The organism is Plebeiibacterium sediminum, from assembly GCF_026013605.1.
In the GTDB taxonomy this organism is placed as follows: domain Bacteria; phylum Bacteroidota; class Bacteroidia; order Bacteroidales; family Marinilabiliaceae; genus Saccharicrinis; species Saccharicrinis sediminus.
The window spans coordinates 37,540-56,692 of sequence record NZ_JAPDPJ010000042.1 but is presented as its reverse complement, the minus strand read 5'-3'; the positions used below and the strand labels follow the sequence as shown (position 1 = coordinate 56,692).

The window sequence follows — 19,153 nt, the reverse complement described above, 5'->3', positions numbered from 1 at the left end:
TTCATAGCCAATTAGTATTTTTATGATTAGACACCACAAAAATAATTGTTCCAGGAAACTGGAACCTAATTGGCTTTATTTAGGACAGATGTGAAATAATCTAAAGAAAATGGTTTTTCAATATAACTATCAGCACCATAATCCAAACCTTCAATTTTAGTATCCAGATTGGTTTTTGCGGACAACAATATTATAGGAATATGACTTGATTGTTCATTTTCTCTGGCCTTTTGTACCAATTCAATTCCATCAACCTCTGGCATCATTACATCGCTAATGATGATGCTAATAGATGTGTTTTCCAGAATTTCCAAGGCTATTTTGCCATTTTCAGCTGTATAAACAGTGTACTCCACTTTTAAATTTTTTTCGAGGAAATTGCTCAAGTCATCATTATCTTCAACTATTAGTATGGAAGGTCTTTCATTTGATTCAGTAATTAATGGTATATTGCTTTGTTTTATGTGTGGTTTTACTTGTGAAAGACTTCGCTTTTCCTGTTTTGATTCCGAAATTAGTTTTGTACTAATTGCAATTTGAAAGATACATTTTCCTTCTTTTGGTTCGATTAATCTCAAATTACCATCATGTTTTTCTGCAAGCTGTCTTGAGAATGCAAGACCAATTCCGGTACCATTTTTTTTATCATCATTATTTGTAGCATCAACCTGAAAGAAGGGATCAAAGATTCTTTCCTGATATTTTATAGGAATTCCAGGACCATCATCCTCCACATCTATGATTACAAAATCTTCATTTTGTTCCAACGAAATAGTAACTTTCGAGTTCGTAAATTTTAATGCGTTTGTCATTAGATTACTAAATATTTTAGTAATTCCATCTCTGTCGGCATTACAAATTATTGTAGTATCAGGTATTTGAGTTATAATAGATATGTTTCTCTGAGATGCTGTTGGTTTAAATCTATAGCATATATCTGCAATAAGAGCGTTAAATTCTAATGGTTCAATCTTAAGTTTATAGCTATTATCTTCAATCTTTCTGAAATCAAGTAGTTGATTAATCAGATTTAATAATCTATCCGCATTTTTGTCTATTACCTTAATGTTATCATCTAATTCCTGTTGACTTATTTTCTTTGTTTTTATGCAATCAAGAGGTGCTTTAATAAGACTAATCGGAGTTCTGATTTCGTGTGCGATATTGGTAAAAAAGTTTATTTTGGAGACATAAGTTTCCTTTTCTTTTTTTATTCTAAAATCCTCTAACTTTTTATTTTGACGAGTTTGGGAGATACTTACATAGTTCTTTATAATTAACAGGATTATACCTGTCATAAATAAAAAATAAAAGACATAGGCATAATTGGTTTTCCAGAACGGAGGAAGTATAGTGATTTTAATATAATCGCCATCATCGTTCCATTTTCCATCATTATTTGCACCTTTTACTCTAAATATATATTCTCCGTGTTTTAAATTAATATACGAAGCCTGATTTTGAGTTGTAGTTTGTACCCATCTGCTATTTAAATTTTCTAAAATATATGCATTGGTATTTTTTGAGGGTGCTTGATAACTTAGATTAACAAAACTTATTCTAAATGATGCTTCATTATGTTTTAAAGTTATATGTTTTGTTGTGTTTAATATTTCAATAAATGAGGTGTCGTTACTTTGTAATACATCAGTATCAAGTAATTCAAAGTTAGTTATAATAACAGGTGGATTATATTTATTTTCCTTTATTTCGTTGGGGTAAAAGGCATTAAAACCATTGATTCCTCCAAAGTAAAATTTACCATTTTTAGTTTTTAATGATGAGCGGTAGTTAAATTGATTACTTTGCAATCCATCCTCCTGTGTATATGTTTTTACTGACATGGTGTTCAGGTCAATGCAAGATATTCCCATGTTTGTACTAACCCAGATATTTCCATAATTATCATCTATTACACCATATACTACATTGTTGGGAAGTCCATCTAAACTATTTATGGTATAAAAATCATCTGTATCGTAGTTGTATTTGCTTACGCCTCCTCCTTCGCTAGAGAACCATAATCTTTTTTGTTTATCCTGATATACATCTGAAATTTTATTAAAGGGAAGTGAAGTCTTTTCTCCTTCAATATTTCTGTAGTTTTTCCAGGTCTTGGATTGCTTATTGTATTTAAATACACCTTCGCCATATCCTGCAACCCAGAAATTACCTTGATGATCATCAGTCATGTCATATACAAACCCTTGTACTTCATCAATTCTGGTGAAGTTATCGGAGTCTGGATTAAAGCGATTTAATCCGACTGTTGTTCCAATGAATAATTCATTATCTTCTGATTTGTAAAGAGAAAAAACGCAGTTGTCGTTAAGTGAATTAGGGTCCTTTTGTTTGAACTGGTAATTTTTAATCTTCCCGGTTTTAAGGTCCATTACATCCAAACCTCTTGAAAAAGTACCAATCCAAAGTTTTCCTTTATAAATAGTTAGTGCGTGTATGTTATGATAACTGATTTTTGATTTGTCAGAATTGGGTAAATAGGTTTTAAATTGTTTTGTTGTAGTATTAAAATAGTTTAAACCACCGTCTTCTGTTGCAATCCAAAGGTTTCCCTTTTCATCTTCACAAAATTGACTAACAGCCTTACCTGATAAACTGTTTTTTGGCGGATGTGGATAGTAATATTCAATAACCTGACTGTTGGGAGATAAATAATTTATACCACCAAAGTATGTTCCAATCCAGATTCCATCCTCTCTATCCTTATATATTGCATATACATTCTGATCACTTAAACTTTTAGGGTCAAGAGGATCATCAATCCTGGAGTATTCAGTGGTCTTTTTATTGAAAAGATATAAGCCATCATCAGAACCAATTAATAATTCATCTTTACTATACTCAAAAATGGCACGTATATGAGTGATATAGGTTTCGGATTTATTTGTGAAAAATGAAGTGAACTCATTGGCGGTACGATTAAATTTTACCAGTCCACCTTCCCAAGTTCCTAACCAAAAAATACCTTCAGAATCTTCAAAAATTGACAGGACTTCCGGATCAGTCATAGGGCTATTTTTATCGCGCGATCCGTAAGTGACAAATTCGGCTGTTTCTTTATTGTAAGTAGTTAATCCGTTTCTTGAGCCAAACCATATGTTACCAGCATAATCTTTAAATACTCTCCAAACTACATTTGATCTAATTGTTTGGTCATCGTTTCCTGCAGCGTACTGAGTAAGATCCTGAGTGTTTTTGTTAAAGCAAAATGCTCCCTGATTTCTGGTTCCAATCCATATTTTGTCATCGTTTTCGGCTTGTATGGACGTAACTCCGGTATTGATAGTTATACCATCTGAGGTTTTATAAGTAAATGCTTTAAATGTCTCCGTGTTTGGGTTAAAAATAAAAAGCTTGCTATCAGTACCAACCCATATTTTGTTATCGATATCCTGAAAGAGACTTATTACAAAATTATTGCCTAAAGATTGATTGTTGTTAATTTCATGTTTGAATATTTTAAACTCGTTTCCATCAAATCTGTTTAATCCATCATTTGTTCCAAACCACATAAACCCACGATTATCCTGAATGATACATTGAATGGTGTTTTCTGATAACCCATTACTCACTTCATACTTTCTAAAATTCATATGAACAGCCCATAATGAGATTGGCTGAATTAATAAAAACAGAAGAATAAAATTTATTTGAATAGAGGATTTTCTGAGACTTTTCATGACGCTACGATTCTTACATTACCATCTTATTTATTATAACAATAATGGATTTATTCGTGATAAAGGATAAAATAAATTAGTCATAAAATAACACAAATTGGTAACTTCTATGAGTAATAGTAAGGTTTTTCTTGTATGACCAGTAAATTCTATTGATTGCTTAAATAGTGGCATTTTATTATGTCAAGGTAAATTTACTTTGTTGCATAGGAAGATCAGATTCCGAATACTAAAATGTGTTAACTAAAAATCAAAGGTTATGAAAAAAATGTTAGCAGTTATATTACTGCTTGTTCCTCTTGGGTTGTTAGCCCAAACAATAAGCCTAAAAGGAAGGGTTACTGATAAAGGGGGAGAGCCTATTCCTGGAGTGAATGTTTTTATTCAGGAAACTACAAAAGGTACTATTACAAATTTAGAAGGGTATTATACTATTGCCGTAGAAGCGAATCAAACAGTTAAGTTCTCTTTTATAGGCATGAAAGAGCAGGCAATTGTTTACAATGGTCAGGCTACTTTAGATGTCACCATGTTGAGTGAGGATGAATTGGTAGATGAAGTTGTTGTAATCGGTTATCAAACAGTAAAAAAAGCCGACTTAACAGGTGCAGTTGGGGTTTTTAAACCTGATGAATTAAAGAGTAGTGTAGTTACAGGTTCAGTAGGTGAAATGCTGGGAACCATGAGTGGTGTGTTTTCTCGTACAGAAGGTAAGCCAGGTGCTGAAGGATGGGTAGAGATCAGAGGAACAAAATCTTTTGGATCAAGTCAGCCATTATATGTTATTGATGGAATTGCTGTAGAAGGTGGAGCTAATCGTGATTTTAACTTTAACGACATCCAATCTATACAGGTATTAAAAGATGCATCTGCTGCTGCGATTTATGGATCAAGAGCTGCCAATGGTGTAATTATTATTACCACAAAAAGTGGAAGCAAAGGTCCGATGAAAATTGAAATGTCTGCTAAAAACAGCTTTCAATGGTTACCAAAATATGATTTAACCAACAGAGATCAGTGGATTGAGTTAAATGATATGGCTTTTGAAAATAATGGTTTTGCAACAGCCAGTCACTTTGATGGGGATACCGATTGGCAGGAAGAAACTTTTAAAACCGGAGTTATTGAAGATTATAATATCTCATTTTCGGGAGGTGCTGATAATAATAACTATTTTATTTCAGCCAACTATCAATCAAACTCAGGTACAACTATCGGAACAGAAAGTAATCGTTTAACCATACGTGCAAATACATCGGCAACGAGAGATTTTGGCGAAAAAGTATCCTTTAAAATTGGGGAGAACATTATTGTTAGTAATTATGATATTGATGAGTTGAATACTAATCCTATTATTGATGTTTATCGTATGTTACCAACAATCTCAAAGTATAATGAAAATAATGCCGGAGGTTTTGGTTACGGTGATGGAGGCAGAGATGTTACTTTTGGAACCAATCCATTTGCTAAAGAAAAACTGACAGACACTCATAACCAAAATATGAGAGTTAGAGGTAATGTGTTTACTGAACTATCATTCTTTACAAAATTAAAATACAAGTTGAATATTGGTTTTGAAACCAGCTTTGATGAGCATCGTTATATTCGTAAAGAAGGTAACTGGACATACAATCAACCTTGGGATCCATCCTCACTTAATAAAAATAAAGCAAGGTTTAATTCAATGGTGTACGACAACACCCTTGAGTATAATGATTCTTTTGGTGAGCATACTGTAGCTGCTGTAGTAGGAACCAGTTTTATGGATCAGAATTATGAGCAACTATGGGGCTCAAAAAATGAAATATTAAGTACCAGTGACGGAACTTACTTTGAACAGCTAAATGCAGCAACTGTAGATCCAAGAACTGGAGGTTACAGGGATATGACCAAACTATTTTCTGTGTTTGGTAGAATTAACTATTCTTACGGAGATCGTTACTTGTTTAGTGCAACTGTAAGACGTGATGAATCATCAAAATTTGGTCCTAATTTTAGTCATGGTGTATTTCCATCAGTTTCAGGAGCATGGAAAATTAGTAGTGAAGAGTTCTTCAATATTCCTTGGATGAATACTTTGAAAGTAAGAGCTAACTATGGAGTTTTAGGAAGTTCAAATATTGGACCATGGGATTATGTTGCTTTTATCAATTCATTTCCGCAAGCTGTTTTTGGAACTGATCAATCTGTTGTAAACGGACAAACACAAGTTAAATTGGTTAATGATGATTTAAAATGGGAAGAATTACATCAGATGAATATCGGGGTTGATCTGTCATTTTTTGATAATAAATTAGATGTTACCGGTGAATATTTTAAGTCAGAAACCAAAGATGTTTTAACGGGTATGCAGATTTTAATGACTACCGGAAATAACGGAGGTAATCCAAACGTAAATGCGGCAACACTTCAAAATACAGGAGTTGAATTATCACTTACCTGGAGAGATATGATTGGTGATTTGAAATATAGTGTTAATGCTAATATTTCAACAGTTAAAAATAAGATTATTGAATTAGGGTACGGACGTGAGTTCTTTACTCAATGGAATACCAGATCATATGTAGGTAAGCCTATTGGAGAATGGTATTTGATTAAAACAGATGGTTTATTCAGAAGTGAACAGGAAGTACTTAATCATGTAAATTCTAATGGTAACCTAATTCAGCCTAATGCAAAACCCGGGGATATCAGATATGTAGATTTTAACGATGATGGTACAATCACAGATGCTGACCGTCAGTATATTGGCAGTCCATGGCCAGATTTACAATTAGGTATCAATGCTTCTCTTGAATGGAAAGGATTTGATCTTCAACTTCAAATGGCCGGTTCTTTTGGTCACAAAGTATTCAACGGACCAAGAAGTACAATGGATAGATTTGATGATAACTCCAATTACAGAGCTGATTATGATGCCTGGTCATTGGATAATCCTAATGCAAAAGATCCACGTCCTTTATATCAGGATAGTAGAAATGCCAGAGGAAATCAGGATCGCTGGATTGAAAATGGTTCGTACTTAAGGTTAAGACAAATGGCACTTGGATATACTGTTCCTAAACAGGTGTTAGGTAATGCAATTGATAAAGTACGTGTGTTTGTGAATGCTCAAAACTTAGTCACTTTTACGAAATATAATGGACTGGATCCTGAATTCAGAAATTCAAATATTTGGGAAAGAGGACATGATTATGGTGCATTCCCAAATCCTAAAGCTGTTACCATTGGTGCTCAATTAACTTTTTAAGAGATGAAACGAGTCATGAGAACGAATTCTCTCACATGAGGATGGTTTAATTAGCGAGTTCCATATGGCATTAAAAACAAATTTAGACATATGAATAAAAGCATAATTCTATTAAAAATTAGATTAATGAAAAAGATTCTATATACATTATTATTGTCATGCCTCTTAATCAGTTCATGTGATGTAGAGGTGACAAATCCCAATGATCTGGAAGTAAAAATCTTCTGGAAAACAGAAGCGGATGCACAAAGTGGCTTAAATGCCGTTTATAATATGTTCTACAAACCTGGTTTATATACTCGTTGGATTTGGTTTAGATATGATTTAGCTTCAGATGAAGCATTTAGCTCAAGTCCCTGGTTAGAGTTGGCAGACTGGACACGTTTTAATTATGCCAATTATAACTTTTGGGAAGGTAATGCCTGGACGTACAGAGACTCTTATGAGGCTATTTATAGAGCAAACCAGGTGTTGCATTATACTCCGGATATTACATTTGGTAATGAAACAGAAAAGACTTATGTATTAGGTCAGGCTTACTTTTTAAGAGCCCTTCATTACTATAATCTGGCTCTTTTATGGGGAAGTGAAAATAATAGTCTTGCAATTGTTTTAGAGCCTTCAAGTCCGGGAGATACTCCAGAAGGTCATAATGTAACTGAAGTTTGGCAACAAGTAAAGGATGACTTGGCAAGTGCCATTAATATGTTACCTGCCAGTTGGGATGATACAAATAAAGGACGTGCAACAATTGGAGCAGCAAAAGCTTTAAGAGCAAAATGTTTAATGCAACAACATGAATGGGAGGCTGCTAAACAAGAGTTAGAATGGTTGGTTACAGGTGAAGGATCACAGTATTATGGTTTAGCAAACAACTTTAAAGATAATTTCACGCATTTAGCAGAAAATAATATTGAATCGGTATTTGAATTACAATATTCAGATGCTCATAAAGCGCCAGCTGGAGATGGCGATTTTGATATTGATCCAAATTTAGGACAAAACAGAGCTCAGTTCTTTGGCCCTCCGGGAATTGGTTGGACAGATGGTGAAGCAAGAAGTTGGTTAGTGGATGAGTTCAAGAGTGAATTAAATAATGATGGGGAGTACGATATCAGATTAAAGACGAGTCTTTTTTATGAAGGAATGGATGTTGATTTTGCTGATAATGACAGAATGTATAGCAGAGATATGGGCGCGTGGCAGCAGGATAACTATATAGGAAGAGTGTTCATTAGAAAATATGCATCTGACTACTATCGCGATTATGAAGACTACCACAATCCTATTAATATTCGTTTGATTCGTTATGCTGATGTTATGTTGATGTATGCTGAGTGTTTGGCAAATACAACTTCCGGAAGTTTAAATGAAGCTGTTGATTTAGTAAATGAGATACGTGCTCGTGTTAATATGCCAGAATTAGCGGTTAATCATCCGGAAGCAGTTGCTGATAAAACTGCCTTTTTAAAGCGTTTACAAATAGAGCGCTCATTAGAGTTATGTCACGAAGGGCAAAGATGGGCTGATTTAAAGCGTTGGGGCTTGTTTGATACAAGTGCTGGTTTAAATGAGTTAAAGCAAAGAGATTCTGATTTCAATAATTTTGTAATTGGCAGACATTCTAGTCTTCCAATACCTTCAAACGAAATAGATAACAATGCCGGATTACAACAAAATCCAAACTATTAGCAAATAAACATTTTAATAAATGATTCAGGTTGCAATAATGCTTGCAACCTGAATTTAAAAGTATTGATTTATGAATAGAATGATTGCAATATCAATATTACAGAGTTTGTTATGCTTTTTTTCATTTGTTTCATGCAGTGCAAATGATACTGAAGGTATAGATGATCCGGTTACTTATGCAAAAGTTCCTCTTGGTGATCCTTTTATTTTATTACATAATGGAACTTACTATGCTTATGGAACACAATCTGCTGATGGTATTGTTGTTTATACATCGGATGATATGGAGAATTGGCGAATTCCTTCTCTAACTCATGGAAATTTGGCATTGTATAAAGATGATGTGTGGGGAGATCGTTGGTTTTGGGCTCCGGAAGTTTATGAAATTGATGGTACGTTTTATATGTATTTTTCTGCAGATGAGCATACTTGTGTTGCAACATCCGATTCTCCATTAGGTCCTTTTGTGCAGGAAAATAAAGTGCCAATAATTCAGGAAGAAAAAAGCATTGACAACAGTTTATTCATTGATGAAGATGGTAAGGCCTATATGTATTTTGTTCGTTTTAACGATGGAAATAACGTGTGGGTTGCTGAGATGACAGAAGACTTAAAGGGCGTTAAAGAGGAAACTTTTACTAAATGTATAAATGTTTCACAAGTCTGGGAAGAAGTATGGCCAAGAGTAAATGAAGGTCCATTTGTGAAAAAACATAATGGATTGTATTACATGACTTACTCTGCCAATAGTTTTGAGAGTCCAATGTATGGAGTTGGATTTGCAACATCAGAAAGTCCTTATGGTCCCTGGGTAAAATATGAAGGTAATCCGATTTTACAAAGTCCGGGGCAGTTAATTGGTGCAGGACATAGTGCTTTGTTTTATGGTAAAGATGGGGCTTTGTATAAAGTGTTTCATGCACATAATAGTGCACAAAGTATACATCCTCGTAAAATGTATATCTCAAAAGTATTATTTAAATCTGGCAATAAAGATTTTGATGTGATGGAAATAGAAAGTGAATATATAACTCCGGTAATTGGAAATTAGTATGACGAAATATTACGGAGTGTATCAATTGCTGTTTTTATTTCTGATAGGATCAATAATGAGTTGTTCATCTTGTTCAAAAAAAAATGATGATGAACCTCAATATGAAAAAGAAATAGGTCAAACTGTTGACGGAGTTCGAATAGCATGGGATTATAAATCATTGCAACGAATAGCTCCGCAAGAAGGACGTTCATTAAACTGGGCAGGATATCCAAGAGTACATAAATTAAAAGATGGAACAGTATGGGTTACCTATGAAACTCAGGGAAATATTGAATATGTCAAAAGCGATGATGATTGTAAATCGTGGTCAGAACCGGTGATCCTGTTTGAAAAACAGCAGCAATTTAACGGATCTGGTCAAGCTACTTTTGTTAATATGTCAAATGGTGAGCTTATAGAGCTGTCTGATGGTACTATTTTAACAGCTTGCAATTATCGTCCTGTGGATGGAGGAATTGTTCCTTTTGCAATAGCCATCAAAAGAAGTGTTGATAAAGGAGTTTCATGGTCGGATGCAGAAGTAATTTATGAGGCAGGAACAGACTTTAATAATGGCTGCTGGGAACCTGCTTTTCTTCAAGTGCCTTCAGGCGAAGTGCAAGTTTACTTTGCAAATGAAGGACTCTTTACACAAAGCGAGGAGCAAAATATTTCCATGTTAAAATCATTAGATAGCGGAATCTCATGGAGTACTGAAATTACAGAGGTTTGTTTTAGAGCACATCATAGAGATGGAATGCCAGTTCCAATATTGTTAAACGATGAAATTGTTGTTGCTATAGAGGATAATGTATCTGGTCAGTTTAAACCATATACTGTCAGAACATCAGTGATTGATGCATGGAATATTCCAATTTTAGCACAGTCTGACAATAGGAATAGTGCTTTAATAGAAGAATATCCGGATGCAACATATGCTGGTGCACCTTATCTGATTGCAGGACTTGATGGCGTTTCATTTTTATCGTATCAAACCACATATAAAAGAAATTCTAATTGGGAACTTTCTACAATGGAAGTAGCCATTAGTGATGAAAATGCCAAAGGATTTACAAAACAAACCCGTCCATTTGATGTGCCTATAACTAAAGAAGCCAAGTGGAATGCATTGGGAATGTTAGATGAAAATACGGTTGTTGCATTAAGTAGTACAAATTTTTCCAGTCAAAACTGTGGAGTGTGGCTTATAAAAGGATATATCATTCCGGAGTTAAGCTTACAAACTACAAGTATTAATGTGGATGGATCTATTGAAGCTGAGGATTGGGGAGAATTACCCTTGTTCGTTGGTCATACCAGTGCCAATCAAGTAAAGGCAGGAGTTAAGCACGATGGAGAAAATCTGTATTTCGCAGCAAAATTACTGTTAGATGAAGCCACAGATATACAACAATCAGAAGTAAGTATCACGCTTGATCCATTTGATAATTGGGATTCAGAAGATGCATCGATTTTGTATAAATATGTATTAACTCCTACAGGGAAAGCTGTTGCCTATATGAGAACTGGAGCCGATTGGAAAGAAACAGAAACATCAGCAAGGTGGGTTGTGAAACAAGATGAAGGGAATTGCTTTTCATTTGAATTAAAAATTCCTTTTGATCAGTTGGAATGGGAAAAAGCAGAAACTTTTCGGGTAAATGTTGGATTGGGTTATCCAGATAAATCAGACAATAAAATATACGAATGGATTGCAAATAGTACAGCCCAAAACCCACGTTCGTGGTGCAGAGTTAGTGCCAGATAAAATGGTGCTTAATGGAACATAATTGAATCTATTAAAATGAATGATATGACAAGGAATATAAAAAAGATATTTTTATCGATCTGTATTTTGGCCATGTTTACAGGGGTGTCCACTGCTCAAAGCTTAAAGGCTTGGTTGGAATTAAAAACGCCTGGTAATAATGCAAATACTTATCGTTTAGATGTTGAAAAAAGCGGATCAGGTATTGTTTATTCAAGTAAAGATGAATTACCTGTTGAGATTAAGGCAAATGTTCAGGAAAACGAAGAAGAACAGACTTATTCTATTACAATTACAGCATTAGATGATGTTTACTTTAATTTTAAACAGAGTGTTCAAGCAGGTAGTTTTGCACACGAAGACTGTCAGTTTCTAATGCCGGGTTTTTGGTATCGAAGAAACTTAAGATCGCCTAAAGAAGCACCTTCATTTCATACAAGTGATAGCTGGTTGGTACGTGAGGATCGTTTGAGTACTCCGTTAACAGGTGTGTATAATGAAAAATCGGGTGAGTATTATACCGTATTAAGAAGTAGTAAAATTGAAAAAGCTGCTTATAGCGCTATTCATGCCGGTGAAGTGATATTGTCTTCTCCAAGTGATTTGGGGTTTACAGGTTTTGAAAATATTGATGGAAAAACATGGTTATCATTTGGTTTTCCATATCAGGAAAATCCTAAAACATATATTCGTAAGTTAACATTAGCACCTTCAGTTACAGCGTTCGAAAAACTGGAAAAAGGTCAGAATAAAACTTTATCATGGAAAATAAATAAAGGGAAAGCTTCAAATTTTTCTGATTTTGTAAGTGATGTTTGGACTTACTCTTATGATAGTTTTAAACCTCAGGCTGTGCAGCTTGACTATAATTATGACTTTGTAAAGCAAACTTTATCAAACTTCTTTACAGAAGGATATACAGAAAAGAAAGATCTTAATTATTATTCTGGAATTCACCTTTTAACTTATGATTGTTCCAATAATGGAGGTGCTGAAATCGGATTTATCGGTAGAGTATTGTTGAATGCTTATTTTGCATTGGAATATGCTGAAGAAAAAGGCCTTGAAACAATGAAAGAGAATGCCAATAAAATCTTTGATAGTTATCTTAAAAACGGCTTCACTTCAACTGGATATTTCAGAGAGTTTGTTCATTTTGATCATAACGAAGAAACAGAGGTTTATAGCATTCGTCGCCAGTCTGAAGGAATATATGCCATTATGCATTACCTGAAGTACGAGAATTCTAAAGGTCGTAAACATCTGGAATGGGAAGCTCGCATGAAAACATTGTTATCGAACTTTATGGCTATTCAAAATGAAGACGGTAGTTTCCCTCGTAAGTTTGATAAGGATGGAAATGTAATCGATGCAAGTGGGGGAAGCACGCCATCAGCAACCTTGCCTTTGGTAATGGCTTCAGAATATTTTAAAAACAAAACTTATTTGGCAAGTGCAAAAAAGACAGGTAATTATCTTGAATCAGAAATTATTTCAAAGTCAGATTACTTTTCATCAACTTTAGATGCAAATTGTGAGGATAAGGAAGCTTCTTTATATGCATCTACCGCAATGTATTATTTAGCGCTAGCAACAAAAGGAAAAGTGCAAGAGAAATATACTGATTTAGCTAAAAAGGCTACCTATTTTGCGCTTTCATGGTACTATACCTGGGATGTTCCGTTTGCACAGGGGCAAATGTTAGGTGATATTGGTTTAAAATCCAGAGGTTGGGGTAATGTGTCAGTTGAAAATAATCATATTGATGTTTTCATTTTTGAATTAGTTGATGTACTTACATGGCTGGATAAAACTACCGATGAACCTCGTTTTACAGCTTTTGCAGATGTTATTAAAACCAGCATGATGCAATTATTGCCATTTGAAGGTCATATGTGTGGAATAGAGAGAGTTGGTTATTACCCTGAAGTGGTTCAGCATACCAATTGGGATTATGGTAAAAATGGTAAAGGTTTTTACAATAATTATTTTGCTCCGGGCTGGACTGTGGCCTCACTTTGGGAATTACTTAGTACAGGAAGTGCTGAGAAGTTTATGAAAAAATAAATGTTTAAATTATGAAAAAGATAGTATTCTTTTTAACGATGGTTTCCACAATTGTTGGATGTTCTAATTGTAGTCAGGAAACCAAAGTAAATGATACTCCCCTATATAATAATCCTGTAATTAACAGGAGTCTTCCTGACCCTACAATCGTTAAAGCCGAGGATGGAAGTTTTTATTTGTATGCCACTGAGGATGTACGTAATGTACCTATTTATAGATCGGAAGATTTAATTCATTGGAAATTCAGAGGAACCGCATTTACAGATGAAACCCGCCCAGATTTTGAACCCAAAGCTGGTATATGGGCTCCTGATATCAACTTAATCGATGGAAAATATGTAATGTATTATTCAATGTCGGTTTGGGGTGGTGAATGGACTTGTGGAATTGGTGTAGCAACAAGCAATCATCCTGAAGGTCCTTTTACAGATCAGGGAAAGCTTTTCAGGAGTAATGAAATTGATGTTCAAAACTCAATTGATCCGTTTTATATCGATGACAATGGAAACAAATATCTTTTCTGGGGAAGCTTTAGAGGTATATATGCAATTGAGCTTTCTGCAGATGGTTTGAGTTTAAAGGAAGGTGCTGAATTAATTCAAATAGCAGGTACAGCTTACGAAGGAACTTATATTCATAAAAGAGATGGTTACTACTATATGTTTGCATCAACAGGAACTTGTTGCGAAGGAGTAAACAGTACTTATACAACCGTGGTTGGTCGATCAGAAGAGTTATTAGGACCTTATGTCGATAGAGAGGGGTTACCTATGATGGATAACCATCATGAAATTCTTATAAAAAAGAATGAGCGCTTTGTGGGAACAGGACATAACTCAGAAATAGTAACTGATGATGAAGGTGCAGACTGGGTATTTTATCATGCTGTAGATATGAAAAATCCTGCAGGAAGAGTATTGATGTTAGATAAAATAGAGTGGGTAAATGGCTGGCCTGAAGTAAAAGGGAATACTCCGGGGATAAATAACTTAAACATACCAATTTTTAAATAAGCTATGAGAAAATATATTGGAGTATTCTTGTTTTTCGTTTTGATATGGGCAGTTGGATGTCAGGTCGTTTCAGAAAAGAAAAATAATTCAAAATCACAATGCAGCCTCAAGCCAGAAAGTTTCCTGAAAGAAATTGATGGTAAAACTACAGATTTGTTTTGGCTTAAGAATGACAATGGATTAAAGATAGCTATTACCAATTATGGTGGAAGAGTGGTTGGATTATGGGTTCCTGATAAAAATGGAAACCCAGTTGATGTGGTAGTTGGATTTAATTCAGTAGATGATTATCAGAACTCAACAGAGCCATATTTTGGAGCTTTAATAGGTCGGGTTGGTAATAGAATTGCCAACGGAAAATTTGTTCTCGATGGAGTGGAATATACATTGCCAACCAATAATGGAGTGAATACTTTACATGGAGGAGTAAAAGGATTTCAGGATGTAGTCTGGGATGTACAACAATCAACCGATTCTACTTTGATTTTGAGTTATGTTTCAGAGGATGGAAGTGAAGGTTTTCCCGGAAATCTAGAAGTTCAGGTAGCTTATCTATTGACATCTAATAATGGATTAAAAATTTCTTATGAGGCAAAAACCGATAAAAGAACACCTGTTAACCTAACAAATCATGCATTTTTTAATTTGAATGGTGAAGGTAGCGGTACTATTGTAAATCATCGTTTGATGATTGATGCTGATAAATACACACCTGTTGATGAAACTTTAATTCCTACAGGTAAATTAGAGTCTGTTGAAAATACACCATTTGATTTCAGAACGTTGACAACTATTGGTTCCAGATTAGATACGCTTTTAAACATACAACTTAAGTTTGGTAAAGGGTATGATCATAATTATGTTCTAAATCAAAAGTCAGAGGATGCTTTACAATTAGTTGCAAGTGTAATAGGTGATGTATCAGGCATTCAAATGGATGTATATACTGTTGAACCGGGTTTGCAGTTTTATAGTGGAAATTTTATGCAATCTCAAAATACACTTAAATGTGGTGTAAAGGATGATTTTAGAACAGCCTTTTGTTTGGAAACACAACATTTTCCTGATGCTCTAAATCAGCCTGATTTTCCATCAATAACTTTAGATCCTGAAAGTAATTATAAAACAGTATCAGAATATAAATTTTCGGTAAGGTAGAGCTGTATTATTATAAAATAAGCCATGAGAATCGTTAATAACAACGAAGTCAAATTTTTCTCTCATAGGGAAGTGTATAGATTTGGCTAGTTCCATCTGGCATTAAAAAATAAAATATCAAAAGATGAACTATAGAATAATTATTTTCTTGTTAGCTATGGTCTGTGTAAACACATTTGCACAGTGGAAACCTGCAGGAGATAAAATTAAAACAACTTGGGGTGAGCAGTTAAACGCGGAGAATGTACTTCCTGAGTATCCGCGCCCAATTATGGAAAGAGCCCAATGGAAAAACCTGAATGGTTTATGGGATTATGCAATAGAAAGTAGACTCAATAAACAACCTGCAAAGTATGATGGTAAAATTCTGGTTCCTTTTGCAGTAGAATCCAGTTTAAGCGGTGTTCAAAAAACAGTTGGAGAAGAGAATTTACTTTGGTATAAAAGAACATTTACAGTTCCTGCAGCATGGAAGGGCCAAAATGTATTGCTTCATTTTGGAGCAGTAGATTGGAAAACAGATGTTTGGATTAATGATGTAAAAGTGGGTAGTCACGAAGGCGGATATACTCCATTTTCGTTTGATATAACACCTTTTCTGGTTAAAGGCGAGCAGATGATTACTGTAAGCGTTTGGGATCCTTCGGACAAAGGTCCTCAGCCAAGAGGAAAGCAGGTCAATAAGCCTGAAGGCATATGGTATACTCCTGTAACAGGAATATGGCAAACAGTTTGGCTGGAACCAGTTCCTGAAAAGCACATTGTTCAGTTGCGTAATACTCCAGATATTGACAATAATAAAATCTCAATCAAGGCAAGTGTTGCAGGAAGCTCATTTGGAGATGTTGTTGAGGTTAAGGTTAAAGACAATGGAAAAATCATTCATGTTGCAAAAGCAGAAGTATCCAATGATGTTGAGATAAAATTAGATAATCCTAAGCTTTGGAGTCCGGAATCACCTTTCCTTTATGATGTAGAAGTTTCATTATCAAGAAATGGAAGAGTAATTGACCATGTAAACAGTTACTTTGCAATGCGTAAAGTTTCAATGGGCAGAGATGAAAATGGAATCATGCGTTTTCAACTCAATAATAAAAATGTTTTTCATTTCGGGCCATTAGATCAAGGATGGTGGCCGGATGGATTATATACCGCTCCAACAGATGAGGCTTTGGTTTATGATATTCAGAAGACTAAAGACTGGGGGTTTAATATGATTCGCAAGCATGTTAAAGTGGAACCTGCTCGTTGGTATACGCATTGCGACAAAATGGGAATTTTGGTTTGGCAGGATATGCCGAGCGGTGATAGAGAACCTGAATGGCAAAATTTTAAATATTTTGATGGTGTGGAGTTGAAAAGAACTGAGCGTTCAGAAGAGATTTATCGTAAGGAATGGAAAGATATCATGGATTATTTGTATTCCTATACAAGTATTGTTGTCTGGGTTCCATTTAATGAGAGATGGGGGCAATTTAAAACAGAGGAAATTGTAAAATGGACAATGAGGTATGATCCATCAAGATTGGTTAATCCTGCCAGTGGTGGCAATCATTATCCTGTTGGCGATATTTTAGATATTCATCATTATCCTGGTCCGGCAATGAAAATGTTTGATGCACAAAGAGCAACCGTTTTAGGTGAATATGGAGGTATTGGTTTAGCTTTTAAAGACCATTTGTGGACTCCTGATAGAAACTGGGGATATGTCCAGTTTAAATCATCAAAAGAAGTTACTGATGAGTATGTCCGTTTTGCAAAAGAGCTGCAACAATTTGTAAAAGCAGGCTATACAGGTGCCGTTTATACTCAAACAACAGATGTTGAGGTTGAAGTAAATGGTTTAATGACCTATGATAGAAAACAAATTAAAATAGATGAGGATCGAATTCGTGAAATAAATAAAGCAGTTATTGAAACCGTAAAATAGAACATTGATTTATCTAAAGTTATGATAACGAAAGGTGTTTGTTGTAACAATTCTTTCTAAAATTAAATTGAATGATCGCATAAATCATTTAAAAAATTAAGGGTGTCCTACGGATGCCCTTTTTTCATTAAACAATATTAGTGTTTTCCTGTTTTTAATTTGTTATATTTATAAGAATCAAATTACGAATCTATGGATTACTTAAAAGAAAAATTACTACAAATAGCTATCCCTAAAGCACAAAAAGTTAGGCAACTAGTTAAAGAGTACGGAGACGTTAAAATACAAGATGTTACAATGTCTCAGGTTTTAACAGGAATGAAAGGAGTGGTAAGTTTAATGACTTGTACTTCAAAACTTGATCCGGAAGAAGGTATTCGATTTCGGGGGTATTCAATTCCTGAACTAAAAAATATATTACCAAAAATTCATGAAGAAGGAGAACCTCTTCCTGAAGGTATATTTTATCTGATGTTAACAGGTGAATTGCCATCAAATGATGATGTTAGATATATCAGTGAGCAGTGGGCTCAAAGAGCTCAGGGTATTCCGCCTCATGTTTACGATGTGATAGAAGCCTTACCTAAAGATGCCCATCCAATGATTCAGTTTAATACGGCTATTTTGGCCATGTCAACCGAATCTCAATTCAGAAAGGCATATCTTATAGGAATGGATAAAAAGAATTATTGGGATCCTACCTATGAAGGAGTAATGGATTTGATTTCCAGGTTACCTATAATTGCAGCATATATTTATAGACGCGTTTTCCATCAGGGTGATCATATTCCTCCAGATCCATCTCTTGATTGGGCTGGAAATTTAGCACATATGATGGGTCATGATACAGAAGATGCAAAAAGATTGATGCGATTGTATATGTTAATTCACTCTGATCATGAGGGAGGAAATGTATCTGCTCATGCAACTCACCTGGTGGGTTCTGCACTCTCAAATCCATATTATAGCTTTTCTGCAGGAATGAACGGATTAGCCGGACCTCTTCATGGAATGGCGAATCAGGATGTAATGCATTGGATTAATAAGATGAAAAGAGAGATTGGGACTGATGATCCGAGTGAAGCACAAATTAAAAAGTATGCAGAAGAAACGTTGGCTAAAGGACATGTAATACCAGGCTATGGACATGCTGTGTTAAGAAAAACAGATCCAAGATTCCAGGTGCAATTAGACTTTGCTAATAAATATGTTCCATACGCTCCATATATCAAATTGGTAAATAAAATATATAATGTAGTTCCTGATGTTTTACTGGCTACAGGAAAAGTTAAAAACCCATGGCCAAACGTTGATGCAATTTCAGGATCGTTATTAACCAGTTATGGAATAACAGAATTCCCAATTTATACTGTTTTATTTGGAGTTTCAAGAGCCTTAGGCGTTTTAACTCAATTGATCTGGGATAGATTATATGGTTTACCAATTGAACGTCCAAAGTCTCAAAATTTAGGCTGGTTTATGGATAAAGCTAATTTAAAATAGCCGTACTTATATAACTTAAAAATGTTTATTTAAAC

General features: G+C 34.7%; 10 protein-coding genes. 9 read left to right on the top strand and 1 reads right to left on the bottom strand.

All coding sequences use genetic code 11. The features are described from left to right. Positions 1-65 precede the first annotated feature (65 nt). A complete protein-coding gene (locus tag OM075_RS16260) occupies positions 66-3,701 on the bottom strand; it encodes a hybrid sensor histidine kinase/response regulator (protein WP_301191594.1) in 3,636 nt (1,211 codons plus the stop codon). A gap of 259 nt (positions 3,702-3,960) precedes the next feature. Here OM075_RS16260 and OM075_RS16255 point away from each other — a divergent pair, with 259 nt between their 5' ends. The 9 genes from OM075_RS16255 to OM075_RS16215 all read left to right on the top strand — a co-directional run bounded on the left by OM075_RS16255 (position 3,961) and on the right by OM075_RS16215 (position 19,118). Then, entirely contained in the window at positions 3,961-6,951 is a 2,991-nt protein-coding gene (locus OM075_RS16255) for a SusC/RagA family TonB-linked outer membrane protein (protein ID WP_301191593.1), read from the top strand. 126 nt (positions 6,952-7,077) lie between these two features. Further along, positions 7,078-8,643 carry a RagB/SusD family nutrient uptake outer membrane protein gene (locus OM075_RS16250; RefSeq protein ID WP_301191592.1) on the top strand — a complete coding sequence of 522 codons (1,566 nt, stop codon included), beginning with the start codon at positions 7,078-7,080 and terminating at the stop codon, positions 8,641-8,643. A gap of 70 nt (positions 8,644-8,713) precedes the next feature. After that, on the top strand, positions 8,714-9,694 hold the full coding sequence (locus OM075_RS16245; protein ID WP_301191591.1) for a glycoside hydrolase family 43 protein: 981 nt from the start codon (positions 8,714-8,716) through the stop codon (positions 9,692-9,694). A 1-nt stretch (position 9,695) separates the two neighbouring features. Beyond that, a complete protein-coding gene (locus OM075_RS16240; protein ID WP_301191590.1) occupies positions 9,696-11,447 on the top strand; it encodes an exo-alpha-sialidase in 1,752 nt (583 codons plus the stop codon). 45 nt (positions 11,448-11,492) lie between these two features. Continuing rightward, entirely contained in the window at positions 11,493-13,514 is a 2,022-nt protein-coding gene (locus tag OM075_RS16235) for a hypothetical protein (protein WP_301191589.1), read from the top strand. 11 nt (positions 13,515-13,525) lie between these two features. After that, the gene (locus OM075_RS16230; protein WP_301191588.1) at positions 13,526-14,527 is read left to right on the top strand and encodes a family 43 glycosylhydrolase; all 1,002 of its coding nucleotides are present in this window, start codon (positions 13,526-13,528) and stop codon (positions 14,525-14,527) included. A 3-nt stretch (positions 14,528-14,530) separates the two neighbouring features. Further along, entirely contained in the window at positions 14,531-15,685 is a 1,155-nt protein-coding gene (locus OM075_RS16225) for an aldose epimerase family protein (RefSeq protein ID WP_301191587.1), read from the top strand. Positions 15,686-15,809: 124 nt separating this feature from the next. Then, on the top strand, positions 15,810-17,615 hold the full coding sequence (locus OM075_RS16220) for a glycoside hydrolase family 2 protein (RefSeq protein ID WP_301191586.1): 1,806 nt from the start codon (positions 15,810-15,812) through the stop codon (positions 17,613-17,615). A gap of 192 nt (positions 17,616-17,807) precedes the next feature. Beyond that, positions 17,808-19,118 (top strand): citrate (Si)-synthase, encoded by a 1,311-nt coding sequence (locus tag OM075_RS16215; protein ID WP_301191585.1) that lies wholly within the window; start codon positions 17,808-17,810, stop codon positions 19,116-19,118. Positions 19,119-19,153: the final 35 nt, after the last annotated feature.